Annotated in this window: 16 protein-coding genes; 11 read left to right on the top strand and 5 right to left on the bottom strand. The window is 65.1% G+C overall.

Going from position 1 to position 16,025, the window contains the following annotated elements; all coding sequences use genetic code 11:
- The first annotated feature begins 67 nt into the window (after positions 1 to 67).
- Entirely contained in the window at positions 68 to 574 is a 507-nt protein-coding gene (locus JQ587_RS11655; RefSeq protein WP_212298868.1) for a thioesterase family protein, read from the top strand.
- 16 nt (positions 575 to 590) lie between these two features.
- Here the strand turns inward: JQ587_RS11655 and JQ587_RS11650 are convergent, their stop codons facing one another.
- Complete coding sequence (locus JQ587_RS11650) at positions 591 to 761, bottom strand: DUF1328 domain-containing protein (RefSeq protein ID WP_128950323.1); 171 nt, start codon at positions 759 to 761, stop codon at positions 591 to 593.
- 240 nt (positions 762 to 1,001) lie between these two features.
- On the opposite strand from JQ587_RS11650, the gene JQ587_RS11645 reads away from it, so the two are divergent.
- The 8 genes from JQ587_RS11645 (at position 1,002) to JQ587_RS11610 (ending at position 9,479) form a co-directional block, all read left to right on the top strand.
- Entirely contained in the window at positions 1,002 to 3,602 is a 2,601-nt protein-coding gene (locus JQ587_RS11645) for an ATP-dependent helicase (protein ID WP_212425390.1), read from the top strand.
- A gap of 302 nt (positions 3,603 to 3,904) precedes the next feature.
- Positions 3,905 to 4,192 carry a type II toxin-antitoxin system HicB family antitoxin gene (locus JQ587_RS11640; RefSeq protein ID WP_212298870.1) on the top strand — a complete coding sequence of 96 codons (288 nt, stop codon included), beginning with the start codon at positions 3,905 to 3,907 and terminating at the stop codon, positions 4,190 to 4,192.
- Between the two features lie 88 nt (positions 4,193 to 4,280).
- On the top strand, positions 4,281 to 4,697 hold the full coding sequence (locus tag JQ587_RS11635) for a hypothetical protein (protein ID WP_212298871.1): 417 nt from the start codon (positions 4,281 to 4,283) through the stop codon (positions 4,695 to 4,697).
- Positions 4,697 to 5,365: an OmpA family protein gene (locus tag JQ587_RS11630; protein ID WP_212425556.1), complete on the top strand. Its 669-nt coding sequence runs from the start codon at positions 4,697 to 4,699 to the stop codon at positions 5,363 to 5,365. Before JQ587_RS11635 ends, JQ587_RS11630 begins: the two co-directional genes overlap by 1 nt.
- 173 nt (positions 5,366 to 5,538) lie before the next feature.
- Positions 5,539 to 6,057: an Mpo1 family 2-hydroxy fatty acid dioxygenase gene (locus tag JQ587_RS11625; RefSeq protein ID WP_212298872.1), complete on the top strand. Its 519-nt coding sequence runs from the start codon at positions 5,539 to 5,541 to the stop codon at positions 6,055 to 6,057.
- A 33-nt stretch (positions 6,058 to 6,090) separates the two neighbouring features.
- Positions 6,091 to 7,122: an NAD-dependent epimerase/dehydratase family protein gene (locus tag JQ587_RS11620; RefSeq protein ID WP_212425389.1), complete on the top strand. Its 1,032-nt coding sequence runs from the start codon at positions 6,091 to 6,093 to the stop codon at positions 7,120 to 7,122.
- 30 nt (positions 7,123 to 7,152) lie between these two features.
- Positions 7,153 to 7,779 (top strand): methyltransferase family protein, encoded by a 627-nt coding sequence (locus JQ587_RS11615; protein WP_212425388.1) that lies wholly within the window; start codon positions 7,153 to 7,155, stop codon positions 7,777 to 7,779.
- Positions 7,780 to 8,174: 395 nt separating this feature from the next.
- Positions 8,175 to 9,479 (top strand): PQQ-dependent sugar dehydrogenase, encoded by a 1,305-nt coding sequence (locus JQ587_RS11610; protein WP_212425387.1) that lies wholly within the window; start codon positions 8,175 to 8,177, stop codon positions 9,477 to 9,479.
- A gap of 80 nt (positions 9,480 to 9,559) precedes the next feature.
- Here JQ587_RS11610 and JQ587_RS11605 read toward each other — a convergent pair whose 3' ends face one another.
- On the bottom strand, positions 9,560 to 10,384 hold the full coding sequence (locus tag JQ587_RS11605) for an aspartate dehydrogenase (protein ID WP_212425386.1): 825 nt from the start codon (positions 10,382 to 10,384) through the stop codon (positions 9,560 to 9,562).
- A 37-nt stretch (positions 10,385 to 10,421) separates the two neighbouring features.
- Positions 10,422 to 11,339, bottom strand: coding sequence for a LysR family transcriptional regulator (locus tag JQ587_RS11600; RefSeq protein ID WP_212425385.1), 918 nt, complete (start codon positions 11,337 to 11,339; stop codon positions 10,422 to 10,424).
- Positions 11,340 to 11,591: 252 nt separating this feature from the next.
- Between JQ587_RS11600 and JQ587_RS11595 the strand changes: the two genes are divergently transcribed.
- Both JQ587_RS11595 and JQ587_RS11590 read left to right on the top strand, forming a co-directional pair.
- On the top strand, positions 11,592 to 12,890 hold the full coding sequence (locus tag JQ587_RS11595) for an MFS transporter (RefSeq protein WP_212425384.1): 1,299 nt from the start codon (positions 11,592 to 11,594) through the stop codon (positions 12,888 to 12,890).
- Positions 12,891 to 12,911: 21 nt separating this feature from the next.
- Positions 12,912 to 13,985 (top strand): tartrate dehydrogenase, encoded by a 1,074-nt coding sequence (locus JQ587_RS11590; RefSeq protein ID WP_212425383.1) that lies wholly within the window; start codon positions 12,912 to 12,914, stop codon positions 13,983 to 13,985.
- A gap of 6 nt (positions 13,986 to 13,991) precedes the next feature.
- Here JQ587_RS11590 and JQ587_RS11585 read toward each other — a convergent pair whose 3' ends face one another.
- Both JQ587_RS11585 and JQ587_RS11580 read right to left on the bottom strand, forming a co-directional pair.
- On the bottom strand, positions 13,992 to 14,945 hold the full coding sequence (locus JQ587_RS11585; protein ID WP_212425382.1) for a LysM domain-containing protein: 954 nt from the start codon (positions 14,943 to 14,945) through the stop codon (positions 13,992 to 13,994).
- Positions 14,946 to 15,057: 112 nt separating this feature from the next.
- A complete protein-coding gene (locus JQ587_RS11580; protein WP_212425381.1) occupies positions 15,058 to 15,774 on the bottom strand; it encodes a hypothetical protein in 717 nt (238 codons plus the stop codon).
- Between the last annotated feature and the right edge of the window lie 251 nt (positions 15,775 to 16,025).

Raw genomic sequence — 16,025 nt, 5'->3', positions numbered from 1 at the left:
GAAACCGTGGCAAAGGACATCTCACCGGTCAAGTCAAGCGACCGGACGCATAGCTGGGGAATGACACATGCCGGAGACTGCCGCTCACGCGCCCGAGGCAGAGCCGTTCCGCGCCTCGATCATGCAGATCGAGCCGCAATGGATCGACTATAACGGCCATCTCAACATGGCCTATTACAACGTGATGTTCGACCGGGCGATCGACCAGATGTGGCTGCAGCTTGGGATCGGGCCGGGATATATGAAGGAGCGCAACGGCTCGACCTTCACCGCCGAATGCCATGTGCGCTATCTGCGCGAGATCCATCTCGGCGATCCCGTACAGGTCTCGGTGTGGCTGCTGGAAGCCGACGACAAGCGCCTGCACACGTTCCAGGAGCTGCGGCACGCCACCGAAGGCTGGCTCTCGGCCACGTCCGAGAACATGTCGCTGCACATCGACATGGGCTCGCGCAAGGTGGCGGCGTTTCCGCCCGACATTCGCGAGCGCATCGCGGCCGTCGTGGAGGCGCACAGCGCCGTGCCGCGGCCCGAGGGCATCGGACGGAGCGTGGCGATGCCCTCGAAGCGGTAGTGCATGATCCGTCGCGCTATATCCTGCGGCCGCGGGCGAGGCCGACCACGGCCGAAACCAGGAACAGAACGACCGCGACGAAGAAGATGATCTTGGCGATTTCGATCGACGCACCGGCGAGGCCGCCAAAGCCCAGGATACCGGCGATCAGTGCGATAATCAGAAACGTCACAACCCAGCTCAGCATGGTCAAAACCTCTGTTTCGATGTCTGTCTGCGATCGGCGCGGCTGAGGCGCCTCACTTGCAGAAACAATTGCCGGCTCGGAACATTGGTTCCGGCCGGCCGCCGCTGGAAATTCGTCCCGTGCCGAGGAACAAATCGGCCCGCCGCGCACGTGGAAAACCCCTCGCGGCCGCCCCATATAGGCGGCAATCCCTGTTATGAAGGCTCCCTTCCGCATCCCCGCGGTGCCATCGTGGGGCCAATGATTCGCATGACCGAGCCGAGCAAGATCACAAGCGTCCCCGACCACCAGCCCGCCGCCGGCGGCATCGCCGCGCGTGCGCGCGCCTCCGTGGGCCCGAAATACCTGACCGGGCTCAATCCGGAGCAGCGCGAGGCTGTGGAGACGCTGGACGGCCCGGTCCTGGTGCTGGCCGGCGCCGGCACCGGCAAGACCCGCGTGCTGACCACGCGCATCGCCCATATCCTGAGCCAGGGCCGCGCCCGTCCTGCCGAGATCCTGTCGGTGACCTTCACCAACAAAGCCGCGCGCGAGATGAAGCACCGGCTCGGCCAGATGCTGGGCCACGCGGTCGAAGGCATGCCGTGGCTCGGCACCTTCCACTCCATCGGCGGCCGCATCATGCGCTTCCATGCCGAGCTGGCACAGCTCAAGTCGAACTTCACCGTGCTCGATGTCGACGACCAGGTGCGTCTGTTGAAGCAGCTGCTGCAGGCCGAGAACATCGACGACAAGCGCTGGCCGGCGCGCATGCTGGCCGGCCTGATCGACGGCTGGAAGAACCGCGGCCTGATGCCCTCGCAGGTGCCGTCAGGCGAAGCCGCGATGTTTGCCAATGGCAAAGGCGGCAAGCTCTATGCGAGCTACCAGGAACGGCTGAAGATCTTGAACGCCGCCGATTTCGGCGATCTCTTGCTGGAGAACATCCGCATTTTCCGCGAGCACCCGGATATCCTGCGGCAGTATCAGCAGCGCTTCAAATTCATCCTGGTGGACGAGTATCAAGACACCAACGTTGCGCAATATCTGTGGCTGCGGCTGCTGTCGCAGGCACCGGCGACGACCAAGGCCGTCATTCCGGGGCACGTCGAAGACGCGAACCCGGAATCCAGCAGTGAGTCCGACGATCGAGATTCCGGGTTCGATGCTGCGCATCGCCCCGGAATGACGGAGCAAACGGTCAGCGCTCCGATGGCCGCCCCCCATGTCAAAAACATCTGCTGCGTCGGCGACGACGACCAGTCGATCTACGGCTGGCGCGGCGCCGAGGTCGACAACATTCTGCGCTTCGACCACGACTTTCCCGGTGCCAAGGTGATCCGCCTCGAACGCAACTACCGTTCGACCGGCCACATCCTTGCGGCCGCCTCGCATTTGATCGCGCACAACGAAGGCCGGCTCGGCAAGACGCTGCGCACCGAAGACCACGACGGCGAGAAGGTCACGGTAACAGGCTCGTGGGACTCGGAAGAGGAAGCCCGCGGCATCGGCGAGGAGATCGAGCAGATCCAGCGCAGGGGCGAGAAGCTCAACGAGATCGCGATTCTCGTGCGCGCCTCCTACCAGATGCGCGAGTTCGAAGACCGTTTCGTCACGCTCGGCCTGCCCTATCGCGTCATCGGCGGCCCGCGCTTCTACGAGCGCGCCGAAATCCGCGACGCGCTCGCTTATTTGCGTGTCATCAACTCTCCCGCCGACGATCTCGCCTTCGAGCGCATCGTCAACGTGCCCAAGCGCGGGCTTGGCGATGCCACCATACAGATGCTGCACGACCACGCCCGCAAGCGCCGCATCCCGCTGTTCGAGGCCGCGCGTGCCGTGGTCGAGACCGACGAGCTGAAGCCGAAGGCGCGCGGAAGTCTGCGCGACGTCGTCGCCCAGTTCGATCGCTGGCGCGCCCAGCGCGAGGTCACCGCGCATACGGATCTCGCCCAGATCGTGCTCGACGAGAGCGGCTATACCGAGATGTGGCAGAAGGACCGCTCGGCCGACGCCGCGGGCCGGCTGGAGAACCTGAAAGAGCTGGTGCGCTCGATGGAGGAGTTCGAGAACCTGCAAGGGTTCCTGGAGCACATCTCGCTGGTGATGGACCGCGAGGGCGGCGCCGAGGACGACGCGGTGTCGCTGATGACGCTGCACTCGGCCAAGGGTCTCGAATTCGACAACGTGTTCCTGCCCGGTTGGGAGGAAGGCCTGTTCCCGAGCCAGCGTACGCTGGACGAACAGGGCCGCGCGGGCCTCGAGGAAGAGCGCCGGCTCGGCCATGTCGGCCTGACCCGCGCCCGCCGCCGTGCCATGATCTATTTCGCGACCAACCGCCGGATCCATGGCACCTGGTCGACCACGATCCCGTCGCGCTTCCTCGACGAATTGCCGGCGGCGAATGTCGAGATCACCGAATCCAAGGGCGGCTCGGCCTGGGGCGGCACGGGCGGCTACGGCGCCTCGCGCTTCGACGACATGGAGGCGTTCGGCTCGAGCTATTCGACGCCGGGCTGGCAGCGCGCCCAGGCGAACCGCAACCGGGGCGGCGGCCGCAATAGCGGTGGTGGTGACGGTCGCGGCGGCTTCGAGGAAGAGGCCGCGACCTTCTCGTCGACTTCATCATCCGGCCCCGATTTCGGCAGCTTCTCCTCGCGCCGCCGCGGACCGCTGACGATCGAGGGCGAGCTGGTCGCCAAATCCACCGGCACGACGTCGGAGTTCTCGCTCTCCGACCGCGTCTTCCACCAGAAATTCGGCTACGGCCGCGTCACCAAGATCGACGGCAACAAGCTCACCATCGCCTTCGACAAGGCCGGCGAGAAGAAGGTCGTGGACAGCTTCGTGCAGCGGGCGTGAGGCCCATTACCTCACTGCCAAGACTCGCGCAATCGACTAACCTTCGCATCCTCTCGCATGCGGCGGCCATCTGGCTTGATGAGTTGAACGCTGCCTGGAGGGAGGCCGTACGTTTTCTCGATGTGTCTTTTGATAGTCCGGAGCGCTCCGTCTTTGTGCGCCCGCTGAAATCGACGCCCCTTTAGGGCGCGTTTCGCCTTTTTGGCCATTATCGTCTCCTGCCCTCGTAAATGTTTTCTTTGAAATGCGTGATGCTTGACGTATTCGTGCAATCCTAGATCGTAGCATCACCCAGATCAACCATGCCTCACTACGTCGCCATCATCGAGGACGCCGGCCCGGACGACGTCAGCCTGTGGTTTCCGGACCTGCCTGGTTGCATCTCCGGCGGCGACGACGTCGAGGAGGCTCTGGAGAGTGCACCCGAAGCGATCGCGTTCTACGCGCAGGACCTGATCGAGGACGGCCGCCAGCTTCCCCCGCCGAGGACGCTGGACGAGCTCAAGGCCGATCCGGAGTTTGCCGACGACATCCGGAACCACACGGCCGTCCTGATCGAATTTCCGCCGAGCGACGCCGCCGAGGAGTGAGGACTGTTCGCCGCACTCGCGCAACTCTCGACAGTTCTGGTCCGAACAGCCCTTGACCATGGCGAACTTCCCCGTATCAGATGCAACCATGGTCCGGGGCTTCGTCACACTGATCGTGCTTGCATTGGGGATGCCGTCGCTTGCGACGGCGGAGACCATGAGCTTTGGCGATTCGATCGGGCTTCTGGCGAAAAGCTGCGGCGCGGAAATCGTCGCGAATTGCCGCGGCGTCAATCCGGACTCCACCCGCCTGAAAGAGTGCCTGTCCCGCAACCGGGACGTGCTCTCGCAGCAGTGCCAGAGGGATTATCTCGCGGCGTTCGATGCCATTCAGAAACGCATCGCCGCCCGCGTCACGGTCGCGAACGCCTGCCAGCGCGAGATCGTCAAGGTCTGCGGCGGCTCGACCAAGGAGACCAGCAAGTCGATCCCTTGCCTGATCTCGACGCCGAAGGGCATCAGCAACAACTGCCTGAAGGCCGTCGACGACGCGGGGTACCGATGATGCGCGCAAGCGGGCACGTCAGCGCCGGAATGGGCCTCGCATTGGGTCTCGCTCTGCTCGCAGGCACGGCCGGCGCGCAGACGGCGCCGACCCGTGACGACATCGTCGGCAAGCTCAATCATTTCGAGGAGGCCGCCGAGGTCGACATTCCCGCGCTGAAGCAGCAGGTGATGGAGCGGGCAAAGGCCAGGATCAAGAATGATCCGGGCCCGGTGAACCGGCCGCCGATCGCGCCTGATCTGGCCAAGCTGCCCGCCTTCAACGCCCAGATCCAGTTCGACGCCGACACGCCGATCATCCAGCCGGAGTCCTACCAGACCGTCGGTCGCATCGCCGACGCAATGGTTCACGCCTCGCTGCTGCCCTACACGTTCCTGATCGTCGGCCATGTCGAGTCCAGCCAGAAGACGCGCGAGGCCAACGCGATCCTGAGCCAGCGCCGGGCGGATGCGATCCGCGACGTGCTGGTGAACACCTTCAAGATTTCGACCAAGCGGCTTCAGCCGATCGGGCTAGGCGAGGAGCAGTTCCTCGACCGCGCCAAGCCGACCTCGGCAATCAACGGCCAGTTGCAAATCCTGACCTTTGCCAAGGTACCCGAGGAAGCGCCGGCGCATCCCGCGACAGCACCTGCGCCTGCGACGAAAAAGCCCGCCAAGAAGCGTTGAGCGCATCCATTCCGGCAGCTGTTGGAACCCTTTGAACTCCCGATTGTTTTGTAACCTGTCCCAGGGCGCGACAGCATGGTCCTGCGCGACAAAAGCGCCGGTTTGTGCACTGCTCTATCAGGTGCTATAGCCACTGTACGTCCTTACCCGACCCTGTGCTGCATGAGACCGAGATGGGTGGCTTTTTTCAACGCCAACTTGCCGTTTATGTCGAGTACCATCGCGATCCCCGGAACACGGCGATGCATGTGGTCGGCATCCTCCTGCTGTTCACTGGCGCCGTGATGCCGCTGACACTGGTGAAGCTGCCACTGTTCGGTGTCGAGATCAGCCTGGCAGTGATCCTGGCAACGCCGGTTCTGATCTATTGGCTGCTGCTCGACGTGGCGCTCGGGTTCGGGATTCTGGCCGTCTCTATTTTATTATTTTCGATCGCATCGACCATTGCCGCGCAGGTCAGCACCCTGACGATGTGGGCGATTTTCAGCGCCCTGGTCGTGCTCGGCCTCGCCGCGCAGACCATCGGCCACAAGGTTTTTGAGGGGCGCGAGGCCTCGTTGTTCACGTTTCCGTCGCACCTTTTGCTGGGACCGATGTTCGTGATGGCAAAATTGTTCATTGCACTGGGTTTTCGTCGTGACCTTGCCGCGATTCTCGCGCCTCTTCCGACCAACTCCCTTTCAACCCGATAGGCTTCCCGAAGCGGAATAGTAGCAACCTTCTTCATGACTCTCGCACTGGTTACCGGTGGCAGCGGCTTCATCGGACATCATCTCGTCGAAGCGCTCCGCAGCAGGGAGCAGCGGGTGCGCGTGCTCGACGTGCGGCCGCCGGCCGCACCCTGTTCCGACGTCGACTATGTGACAGGCTCCGTCCTCGATGGCGCCGCGGTCGATGCTGCGCTCGCCGGGGTCGATCAGGTCTATCACCTCGCCGGCCTGCCCGGCATGTGGGTCGCCAACAAGCAGGACTTTCACGAAGTGAATTGCCGCGGGACCGAAGTGGTGCTCGCAGCAGCAATGAAGCACGGCGTGTCGCGCTTTCTGCACTGCTCGACGGAATCGATCCTGTTCCCCTATTCCAACCTCAACGGCGTTGCCGCCGAGGAGGCGCTGCAGCCGGCCGACGCGATGCCCGGCGCCTATACGCGTTCGAAGTCGCTCGCCGAGCATCACGTCGCAAAGGCCGCGGCCGGCGGCTTCCCGCTCGTGATTGGCACGCCGACCATGCCGATCGGCGCCGCTGACCATAACCTGACGCCGCCGACGGCGATGCTGTGGTACTTCCTCCAGAAGAAGGTGCAGCCGCATCTCGACTTCCTGGTCAACCTCGTCGACGTCCGCGATGTCGCCATGGGCCTCGTGCTGACGATGGAGCGCGGCCGCATCGGCCAGCGCTACATCCTCGGCGGCGATTGCGTCAGGCTCGGCCAGATCCTGCGGATGATGTCGGCGATGAGCGGACGGCGGCAATATCCGGTTGTCGTTCCCGGCAAGATCGCCGAGCTCTCCGCCATCATGCTCGAATCGATCTCCAATCGCATCACGCGCCGTCCTCCCAACGGCACTGCCGAAGGCGTGCGTATCGCACTCGCCGCAAGCGACCTCTCGATCGGCAAGGCGCGCACCGAACTCGGCTATGCACCGCGCCCGATCGAGCCGGTGCTGCGCGAAACCATCACCCATCTGCTCGCCCGCGGCGGCCAGGCCGCGTCCAATGCCATCAAGCATCACGCGCTCTCGTCGCGCGCGAGCTGATCTGCAGCCCAAACCAAAGAACCTTTCCGCATGTCCTACGATTTCAGCAAGCTTCTTTCCGTCGCCTGGGGCGGCTGGACCACGACCTGGCCGACCGAACTCCTGGCCCTGATCTGGCTCGCCTTTCTCGCCAGCTGGGTGGGCGCCTCGTTCTGGCAGGGGCGGACCAAGAAGCAGGTCATGACGCTGGAGTCGCAGCGCTATCGCCTGCCGATCCTGATCGGCGGCATTCTGTACACGCCGTGGATTGCGGAGATCCTGGGCTGGAAGCCGCTCTGGGTGCTCGGCAACACCGGCATCACCATCGCCGCGGTCCTCTCGGTCGCCGGCATCGCCTTCGCCTGGTGGGGCCGGCTGCATCTCGGAAAATTCTGGTCCAACACCATCACCCACAAGGAAGATCACCGCGTCATCGACACCGGCCCCTACGGCATCGTGCGTCACCCGATCTATACGGGACTGATCTTCGGCATGCTCGTCACCGGCGTCGCGATCGGCTTCGTCACGACGATCCTCGGCTCGATCCTGATCTCGCTGGGCATGTGGCAGAAGGGCCGGATGGAAGAGGTGTTCCTGTCGAAAGAGCTCGGCGAAGACGCCTACGGCGCCTATTGCCGCCGCGTGCCGATGATCATCCCGTTCACGTCGCCACGGTAAGATAAGAACCCACCCCATCCTCGGTGTCGTTCCGGCGAAGGCCGAGACCCATAACCACAGGGCGATGTCTGGCGAAGATTCGTCGTTCGGTACCTCGACCATCCACAATCGATAGATCACGCGGTGGGTCCCGGCCTTCGCCCGGACGACGCTGAGAGTCTTGCGCGGTCGCATTCTTGCCATGCAAATTCGGCGTGCTGCCATTTGCGCCGTGAACGGCCCGATCCGAGCCCACACAGGTTGACCTTTTTACCGCGACCCAGTTGGATGCGCGCACAAAAGGCACGACGGCATCCATCGTCGATCTGGAGAGGTCGACGATCTGGCCTGAGCCCGCGCGGGGCTCGGTGCGATCCGGCGTTGGACAGTGCCACAGGATTCGACAGGGGCGTCTCATGACTTTTTCCAGCATCTTCGCGCAGTTCGTCGCAGTCCTCGGCGGCATGGCGCTGCAATGGCGGAAGCTCACGGGCACCGAGGCCGCACCGGCCTGGGGCCAGGCGCCCGCCATTCCCGAAGCCAAACCGCAAGGCGCGATCCCGACACTGAAGATGCCGACCGCACGCGGCTGGAGCGAGGGCCAGAAGCCGGCGGTCGCGCCCGGGCTCAAGGTCAATGCGTTCGCAGGCGGCCTCGACCATCCGCGCTGGATCGAGGTGCTGCCCAATGGCGACGTGCTGATTGCGGAAGCGACGCAGATCGCCGGTGCCCCGCGCAACGTGTTCCACTACGCGATGCAGGCGACGATGCGCCGCGCCGCCGCGCTCGGCGTGTCGGCCAACCGCATCACGCTGTTGCGCGACAAGGACGGCGACGGCGTTGCCGAGGTTCGCGGCGCCTTCATGGAAAACCTCAACCAGCCGTTCGGCATGGCGCTGGTCGGCGACACCTTCTATGTCGGCAACACCGACGGCGTGATGGCCTTTCCTTACGTCGCCAATGCCGATCGCATCACCGCGCCGGGCAAGCGGCTCACCACCTTCAAGCCGAGCGGCCATTGGACGCGCAGCCTGCTCGCCAGCCCCGACGGCAAGAAGCTCTATGCCGGCGTCGGCTCGCTCAGCAACATCGCGGAGATGGGCATGGAGGTCGAGGAAGGCCGCGCCGCGGTCTACGAGCTCGATCTCGCCGCCGGCACGCACCGCATTTTTGGCGCGGGCCTGCGCAATCCGGTTGGATTGGCGTGGGAGCCGACGACCGGCGTGCTCTGGACCGTGGTCAACGAGCGCGACGGTCTCGGCGACGAGACGCCGCCAGACTATCTGACCTCGGTGCGCGACGGCGGCTTCTACGGCTGGCCCTATTGCTACTGGGGCAAGACGGTGGACGACCGCGTGCCGCAGGATCCGGCGATGGTCGCCAGGGCGATTCAACCGGACTACGCGCTCGGCGGCCACACCGCCTCGCTCGGCCTATGCTGGATGCCGGCGGGCACCCTGCCCGGCTTCCCCGACGGCATGGTGATCGGCCAGCACGGCTCGTGGAATCGCAGCACGCTGTCCGGTTACAAGCTGGTGTTCATCCCGTTCGCGAACGGAAAACCCTCCGGCCCCGGCCGCGACATCCTGTCGGGCTTCCTGTCCCCCGACGAGAGGGAATCCTATGGTCGCCCGGTTGGCGTCGTGATCGGCCCCGACAAGAAGTCGCTGCTGATGGCCGACGACGTCGGCAACGTGATCTGGCGCGTGACGGGCGCGTAGCGATGATTCTTCGCCTCTCCCCGCAAGCGGGGCGAGGGAGCCGACCGCCGCTTGGGGCGGTCGCTCTAGTCCGATCCGCTCTACGTCCCCACGCACAACGTGGCGCGCTGCTTGCGTAGCAGCGCGATGACGGACAGCGCGGTGATCATTCCCGTCTTTGGATTTTCTGACGGGATGTTCTCGATGCCCATCGAGAAGCGCGCCGAATCCGCTTCGACCTCGATGCGATGAACATTGCGCGTCACGGTGGGGTCGGCCCAGACCTGCATCTGGGTGCGATCGGGCCCGATGCCCGCCAGCGACAGCGCAACAGCGACATTGACGTTCGCCGGAAAACCCTTCGCCGCCTCGCGCGCGCTACCCTCGAACAGCTTGAGCGGCTCGCGCAGATTGTCGATGTCGATGTTATTCTCGACGATGAACGGCGCGCCCTTCAGCCCATCGACCGGCTTGCGCGTCACCATCTTCACCGAATGAATGGTGCCGACCGCGGCGGCGTTGACGGCATCGAGCCCGATCAGCGCACCTGTTGGCACGAGGATGCGGCCACCCTTGGCGCGGGCGAGATCGATCAGATCGAAATTGTCGAGCAGTCCGCCGACGCTGACCACGACGGCGGACTTGCCGCGCTTCACCGCGGGCTCGACGATCGCGCGCAGCCGGCTGCTTGGCGCGCACTCGACCACGATGTCGGCGGCATCGCCGAGCTGGTCGATCGGCAAAATCTTTGGCGGACGGCGCAGGCCGTTGAGGAACGCCCGATGCTTGACGGGATCGCGCACGGCCACGGCGGACAAGCTCAATCCTTCGATGCCCTGATCGAGCGCCGTTGCGATCTTGCTGCCGATCGAGCCCAGCCCTGCGATGGCCACCCGCAATTCGTTCGAAGCTTTCTGATCAGTCATCGCATCCACCTTCTCGCCGGGCCCAAGTCATAACCGCTCACGCCTCCCGCGCATAGCTGCGCAGGCGCGCGTCCAGCACCGCCAGCATGGCATCGCGAGCCGGATCGCGCGAGCCGCGCAGCCATGCCGCCGCCAGCGGCAGCCGGCCGACGGGGCCGCTCTGCTTGGGACGGAGCGGCACGAAGCGCACGCCCGTCACCGCCATCCGCGCGGTCCAGCGCGGCACGATGGCGACACCGAGCTTCGTTGCCACCAGATTGATGATCGTCTGCTTTTCGTCGGCGACCTGCACGATGCGCGGCGTCAAGCCAGCCTGCTCGAACAGTTGGATGGTGAGGTCGTGGCTGTGCGGCCGCGAGCGGCGGTCCGGCACCAGCATCGCCTCGTCGGCGATGTCTGCCAGCGTGATCGACTTGCGCGCAGCGAGTGCGTGGCGCTGCGGAAAGGCCACGATCGCGGTTTCCTGAAGCAGAGGCCGAAACTCCAGCCGCTTGTCCGGCCGGTCGGGCGGACGAACGAAGGCGAGATCAAGCGCACCCGTCAAAATCTTGGGCAGCAGCCGGATCGTCTTGTCCTCGAGCAGCTGAACCGAGACTTCGGGATGCCCGGCGCGAAAGTCGCGCAAGAGCGACGGCAACAGCCCGGCTGCGGCGCTGTCGATGGCGCCGACCCGCAGCCGCCGCGCAGCGCCTGCGCGCGAGCGATTGCGCAAATTGCTCTCGACGGCCTCGACCCGGGCGAGGATGGCGCGAGCGTCGCGCAACAGCGTCGTGCCGTCCTCCGTCAGCGAGACGGCGCGGGTGGTGCGCGCGAACAGCCGCGTGCCCAGATCCTCTTCCAAGAGCCTGATCTGGCGCCCGAGCGCGGACGGCAGCATCTGCAGGTGCTGCGCGGCGCGGCCGAAATGCAGCTGCTCGGCCGCCGCCACGAAACATCGAAGCTGATGCAATTCCATCCTATGTCCTCGTCTCACCTGGAGCAAAAGATCTCTATGAGGTCGTCATGCCCGGCTTGTCCCGGGCATCCACGTGCTTCGCGCCGCGGTCAAAAGGCGTGGATGGCCGGGTCAAGCCCGGCCATGACGAGCGGCGGCCTTCCGAGGATTATATCATTTTTTTGTATAAATCAGCGCCAATTGAGTGCGCCTGCCGCCTCCGCCTAGGCTCACTACCACACAAACCAAAACCGGAACTTGAGGGAGGCGAGAGTGGCGAGCGAGATTCAGACGCGCGTGCTGCGCAAGATCACCTGGCGTATCGTTCCCTTCATCATGCTGCTGTACTTCGTGGCCTTCATCGACCGCGTCAACATCGGCTTCGCCTCGCTGACCATGAACAAGGACATCGGCCTGTCGCCGACCGTCTATGGCTTTGGTGCCGGCATCTTCTTCTGGGGCTATTTCCTGTTCGAGGTGCCCTCCAACATCATCCTGCACAAGGTCGGCGCGCGGATCTGGATCGCGCGGGTGATGATCACCTGGGGCCTGGTCTCGGCGGCGATGGCGTTCGTGCAGGGCGCGACCAGCTTCTACATCCTGCGCTTCCTGCTCGGCGTCGCGGAAGCCGGCTTCTTTCCCGGCATCATCCTCTACCTCTCCTACTGGTTCCCGGCACGCCAGCGCGCCGCGGTGACTGCACTGTTCATGGCGGCTGCCCCGCTCTCGACTGTGCTGGGCTCGCCGGTCTCCGGCGCACTTCTCGAGATGGACGGCCTGCTCGGCTTCAAGGGCTGGCAATGGCTGTTCGTGCTGGAGGCGCTGCCGGCCGTGCTGCTCGGTTTCGTCGTGCTGGCCTTCCTCACCGACCGCCCCGAGAAGGCGAAATGGCTGGCCGAGGACGAGCGCCGCTGGCTGGTCGAGACCATGAATGAAGAGACCACGCGCAAGGCCGCAACCGCGAGCCACAGCATCTGGCGCGGGCTCGCCGATCCGCGCGTGCTGGCGCTGTCGCTGATCTATTTCGGCACCTCGGCCGGCCTCTACACGCTCGGCGTCTGGGCGCCGCAGATCATCAAGCAGTTCGGCCTGTCGTCGCTCCAGGTCGGCTTCCTCAACGCGCTGCCGGCCACGGCTGCGGTCGTCGCCATGGTGCTGTGGGCAAGGCATTCGGACCGTACCGGCGAGCGCACCTGGCATGTCGTGCTGGCCTGCCTGATCGCCGCCGTGGGCCTCGCCTATGCCGGCCTTGCATCCGGCGTCGTTGCCGTGCTGGTCGCACTGACGCTCGTCAATATCGGCATCTCCTCGGCAAAGCCGCCGCTGTGGAGCATGCCGACGCTGTTCCTGTCCGGCCCCGCAGCCGCCGCCGGCATTGCCACCATCAATTCGATCGGCAATCTCGGCGGCTTCGCCGGTCCCGCCATGATCGGCTGGATCAAGGACCAGACCGGCAGCTTCGTCGGCGGCCTCTATTTCGTCTGCGGCCTGCTCGTCCTCTCCGCGGCCCTCACCCTGCTATTGTCGCGGGCGAAAACCGCCCGCATCGAACCCGTCCCGCAATCCCACTGATCTCTCAAACGGAGCACTCCCATGCGCACCCATTCGATCGCAGCCATTCCCGCCGACGGCATCGGCCCCGAGGTGATCTTGGCCGGCGTCCGTGTGCTGGAGGCGCTGGCCAAGCGCAGCGGCGACATCGCCTTCAACGTCAAGACGTTCGACTGGGGCTCGGACTATTACAAGAAGCACGGCGTGATGATGCCGGCCGACGGCCTCGCCGAACTCAAGAAGTTCGACGCGATCTATTTCGGCGCGGTCGGCGCACCTGACGTGCCCGACCACATCACGCTGTGGGGCCTGCGCCTGCCGATCTGCCAGGGCTTTGACCAATACGCCAATGTGCGCCCGACCAAGATCTTGCCGGGCGTGGCCTCACCGCTGCGCAATGTCGGCGTCGGCGATCTCGACTGGGTGATCGTGCGCGAAAACTCGGAAGGCGAGTATGCCGGCATGGGCGGCCGCGCACACAAGGGCCTGCCGGAAGAGGTCGGCACCGAAGTCGCGGTCTTCACCCGCGTCGGTGTCACCCGCATCATGCGCTACGCGTTCCAGCTCGCGCAGTCGCGCCCGCGCAAGTTCCTCACCGTCGTGACCAAGTCGAACGCGCAGCGCCACGGCATGGTGATGTGGGACGAGATCGCCGCCGAAGTTGCGACCGAATTCCCCGACGTGACCTGGGACAAGATGCTGGTCGACGCCATGACGGTGCGCATGACGCTGCATCCGAAGAGCCTCGACACCATCGTTGCGACCAATCTTCACGCCGACATTCTCTCCGACCTCGCCGGCGCACTCGCCGGCAGCCTCGGCGTGGCGCCGACCGGCAACATCGATCCGCAGCGCCGCTTCCCCTCGATGTTCGAGCCGATCCACGGCTCGGCCTTCGACATCACCGGCAAGGGCATCGCCAACCCGGTCGCAACCTTCTGGACCGGGGCGCAGATGCTCGAGCATCTCGGCGAGAAGGATGCCGCCGCTCGCCTGATGAAGGCGGTCGAGCAGGTCTGCGCCGCCGGCGTGCTGACGCCCGATGTCGGCGGCAAGGCCACGACAAAGGAAGTCACGGACGCCGTGATCGACGCGATCCACGGCTCGAACGTGTGAGAGAACCTACTTCTTCCGTCCCGAAGGTGCCGCCGGCGGCGGCACCGCCATCGCAGCCGCGGCCTCCGGCGGCGTCAGATGCCGCGGCACGATGATCGACTGGCCCGGGGTGAGCGTCGCGTTCTCCGGCAGCGAGTTGCTCTGTAGGATCGCCCAGACCGGCACGCGATGGGTCGCCGAGATGCTCTCCATCGTGTCTCCGGCACGCACCGGCAAACGTACGCCGCTATCCCACAATTCAACCAGCGTATCGGCGGGCACGAGATAGCGCAGCGGCACGGCATCGGCCTGGGTCTGCACCTGGATGCGCGGCAGCTGGGTCACCATGTCGACGATCTGGCGATGGATGTCGTCCGACTTCTCGATGTTGATGTGCGAGACGCGGCTGTTCAATTTCAAGTCGTAGCTCGCGTAATGGCCGCGAAAGCCGGGCACGGCCACCACATCGCCGCCACCGAGCACGCTGTCGGACAGGAAGATGTTGATGAAGCGCTCGACATTGAGCGGCACGTCGTCGGTCGCATGCGCGGGGTCGATGGTGATGACGAGACTGATCGGGATGTTTTCCTTGGCGGCCATTTCGGAGATGAGGACCGAGCACAGCCCGCCCATGGAGTGGCCGATCAGCACGATCGGCGCCGGGCTCTCCTTGTAGCTGGCGATGGCGCGGTTGCCGATCAGCCGGCACAAGGTGAATTCGTAGACGTCGGCCGAGAAGCCGGCCTTGGTCAGCTTCTCGCTGAGCCGGTCGATGCCGGTCGAAAAGAACGGTCCCATGGCGCCGCGGAACAGGTAGATCTTCGGCGGCGGCAGAGGTTCGGCGGGCGGCTCAGGAGGCGGCGGCGCGACAGAGGTGATTGCAGCCGGCTTTGATTTGGCGGGCGAAGCTGCGGCCAGACCGGGATTCAAGGCGAGCAGCGCAAAAGCTGCCAGCACCACAAGTCGCCTTGGATCAATCATCAAGTCCCGCAGTCCCACCACGAGAGGCACACGGCCTCCCCTGCGGCGCTTAGTGACCAGCGATTGGGTGGAATTTGGGGCACGGAACCTGCCCCGCCGCCCAAGCCCGCAGCTAGTTCCGAGCCGGCGCCGTTGCTGCCGCTGAATGCGCAGCCCGCGGCGCGCCTGGCTGGGCGATCGGGCCAGCCAGCCCGCGCGAGCGGGCGATCGCAGCGTCGATCTCGGCGATGACGCGGCGCTGGATCGCGTCGTTCTTGTCGATGGTGATGTGGCCGACGCCGCTGCCGCGCACATCGACATTGTCGAGCTTGCCGCGAAGACCGGACGCAGCCCGCACCGGCTCACCCGGACCGTCGCCGATATAGATGTTGATATAGCGCTCGGCGCCGGTCGACAGCCTGGTCTTGAATACGGAATCGAGCCCGATCGCGAGCTTCACGGGCACGCCGAGCTGATTGAGCTTGGCGATCATGTCGGGCAGCGCGGTTGCGCCGGAGGAATGCCCGACCAGCACGATGGTCTTGATGCGGCCGGCCTTGTAGGCGGTCGCGGCTTCATCGGCGAGCGAGGACCAGGACACGAAGTTGGCGACAGTCACCGGGATGCCCTGGGCCTCGAGTCGGGCGCCGATCGTGTCGAGCCCGAGCGAGAAGATATTGAGCACGCCGCGGAGCAGATAGACATGCGTCGTCGCCGCAGCCTGGCTCGGCGCCGCCTTGGCGGTGGTCGGGCTCATGGCAACAGCTGACAGCAGGAGCAGGCAGGTCGCCCAGATGCGGAGAGTGGACAACTGGCTGGCGCCGGCGGTGTGACGGCCGTTCGGTCTCATCGATTGTTTCCCTGGGGACATACGCTTCGCGATCGGCCGGAATCGTAGCCACGGCGCGCTCGCAGACGCAACAAAGAGCCGCGTGAATGGCGATCTTCGCCGCAATCCGTGACCATCGCGCAACACTTGCCCGAAACCGGCCACTTAAGGGCCTGTTTTGAGACGATTTTTCTCTCGCCAATTGCGACCGGGCAAGGCCATTCCTATTTCAGGGCTCCGCCGGTCGTCCGCCCGCCAGAGGACGGATTCCG

The organism is Bradyrhizobium manausense, assembly GCF_018130615.1.
Lineage (GTDB): Bacteria > Pseudomonadota > Alphaproteobacteria > Rhizobiales > Xanthobacteraceae > Bradyrhizobium > Bradyrhizobium manausense_A.
Note: the sequence above shows the minus strand (reverse complement) of the source record. Positions and strands in the feature narration are given on the sequence as shown.

What these genes read in the sequence shown, in the direction of transcription:
- JQ587_RS11655 (WP_212298868.1), top strand. Translation starts at nt 68, where the DNA reads ATGCCGGAGACTGCCGCTCACGCGCCCGAGGCAGAGCCGTTCCGCGCC.
- JQ587_RS11650 (WP_128950323.1), bottom strand. Translation starts at nt 761, where the DNA reads ATGCTGAGCTGGGTTGTGACGTTTCTGATTATCGCACTGATCGCCGGT.
- JQ587_RS11645 (WP_212425390.1), top strand. Translation starts at nt 1,002, where the DNA reads ATGATTCGCATGACCGAGCCGAGCAAGATCACAAGCGTCCCCGACCAC.
- JQ587_RS11640 (WP_212298870.1), top strand. Translation starts at nt 3,905, where the DNA reads ATGCCTCACTACGTCGCCATCATCGAGGACGCCGGCCCGGACGACGTC.
- JQ587_RS11635 (WP_212298871.1), top strand. Translation starts at nt 4,281, where the DNA reads ATGGTCCGGGGCTTCGTCACACTGATCGTGCTTGCATTGGGGATGCCG.
- JQ587_RS11630 (WP_212425556.1), top strand. Translation starts at nt 4,697, where the DNA reads ATGCGCGCAAGCGGGCACGTCAGCGCCGGAATGGGCCTCGCATTGGGT.
- JQ587_RS11625 (WP_212298872.1), top strand. Translation starts at nt 5,539, where the DNA reads ATGGGTGGCTTTTTTCAACGCCAACTTGCCGTTTATGTCGAGTACCAT.
- JQ587_RS11620 (WP_212425389.1), top strand. Translation starts at nt 6,091, where the DNA reads ATGACTCTCGCACTGGTTACCGGTGGCAGCGGCTTCATCGGACATCAT.
- JQ587_RS11615 (WP_212425388.1), top strand. Translation starts at nt 7,153, where the DNA reads ATGTCCTACGATTTCAGCAAGCTTCTTTCCGTCGCCTGGGGCGGCTGG.
- JQ587_RS11610 (WP_212425387.1), top strand. Translation starts at nt 8,175, where the DNA reads ATGACTTTTTCCAGCATCTTCGCGCAGTTCGTCGCAGTCCTCGGCGGC.
- JQ587_RS11605 (WP_212425386.1), bottom strand. Translation starts at nt 10,384, where the DNA reads ATGACTGATCAGAAAGCTTCGAACGAATTGCGGGTGGCCATCGCAGGG.
- JQ587_RS11600 (WP_212425385.1), bottom strand. Translation starts at nt 11,339, where the DNA reads ATGGAATTGCATCAGCTTCGATGTTTCGTGGCGGCGGCCGAGCAGCTG.
- JQ587_RS11590 (WP_212425383.1), top strand. Translation starts at nt 12,912, where the DNA reads ATGCGCACCCATTCGATCGCAGCCATTCCCGCCGACGGCATCGGCCCC.
- JQ587_RS11585 (WP_212425382.1), bottom strand. Translation starts at nt 14,945, where the DNA reads ATGATTGATCCAAGGCGACTTGTGGTGCTGGCAGCTTTTGCGCTGCTC.
- JQ587_RS11580 (WP_212425381.1), bottom strand. Translation starts at nt 15,774, where the DNA reads ATGAGACCGAACGGCCGTCACACCGCCGGCGCCAGCCAGTTGTCCACT.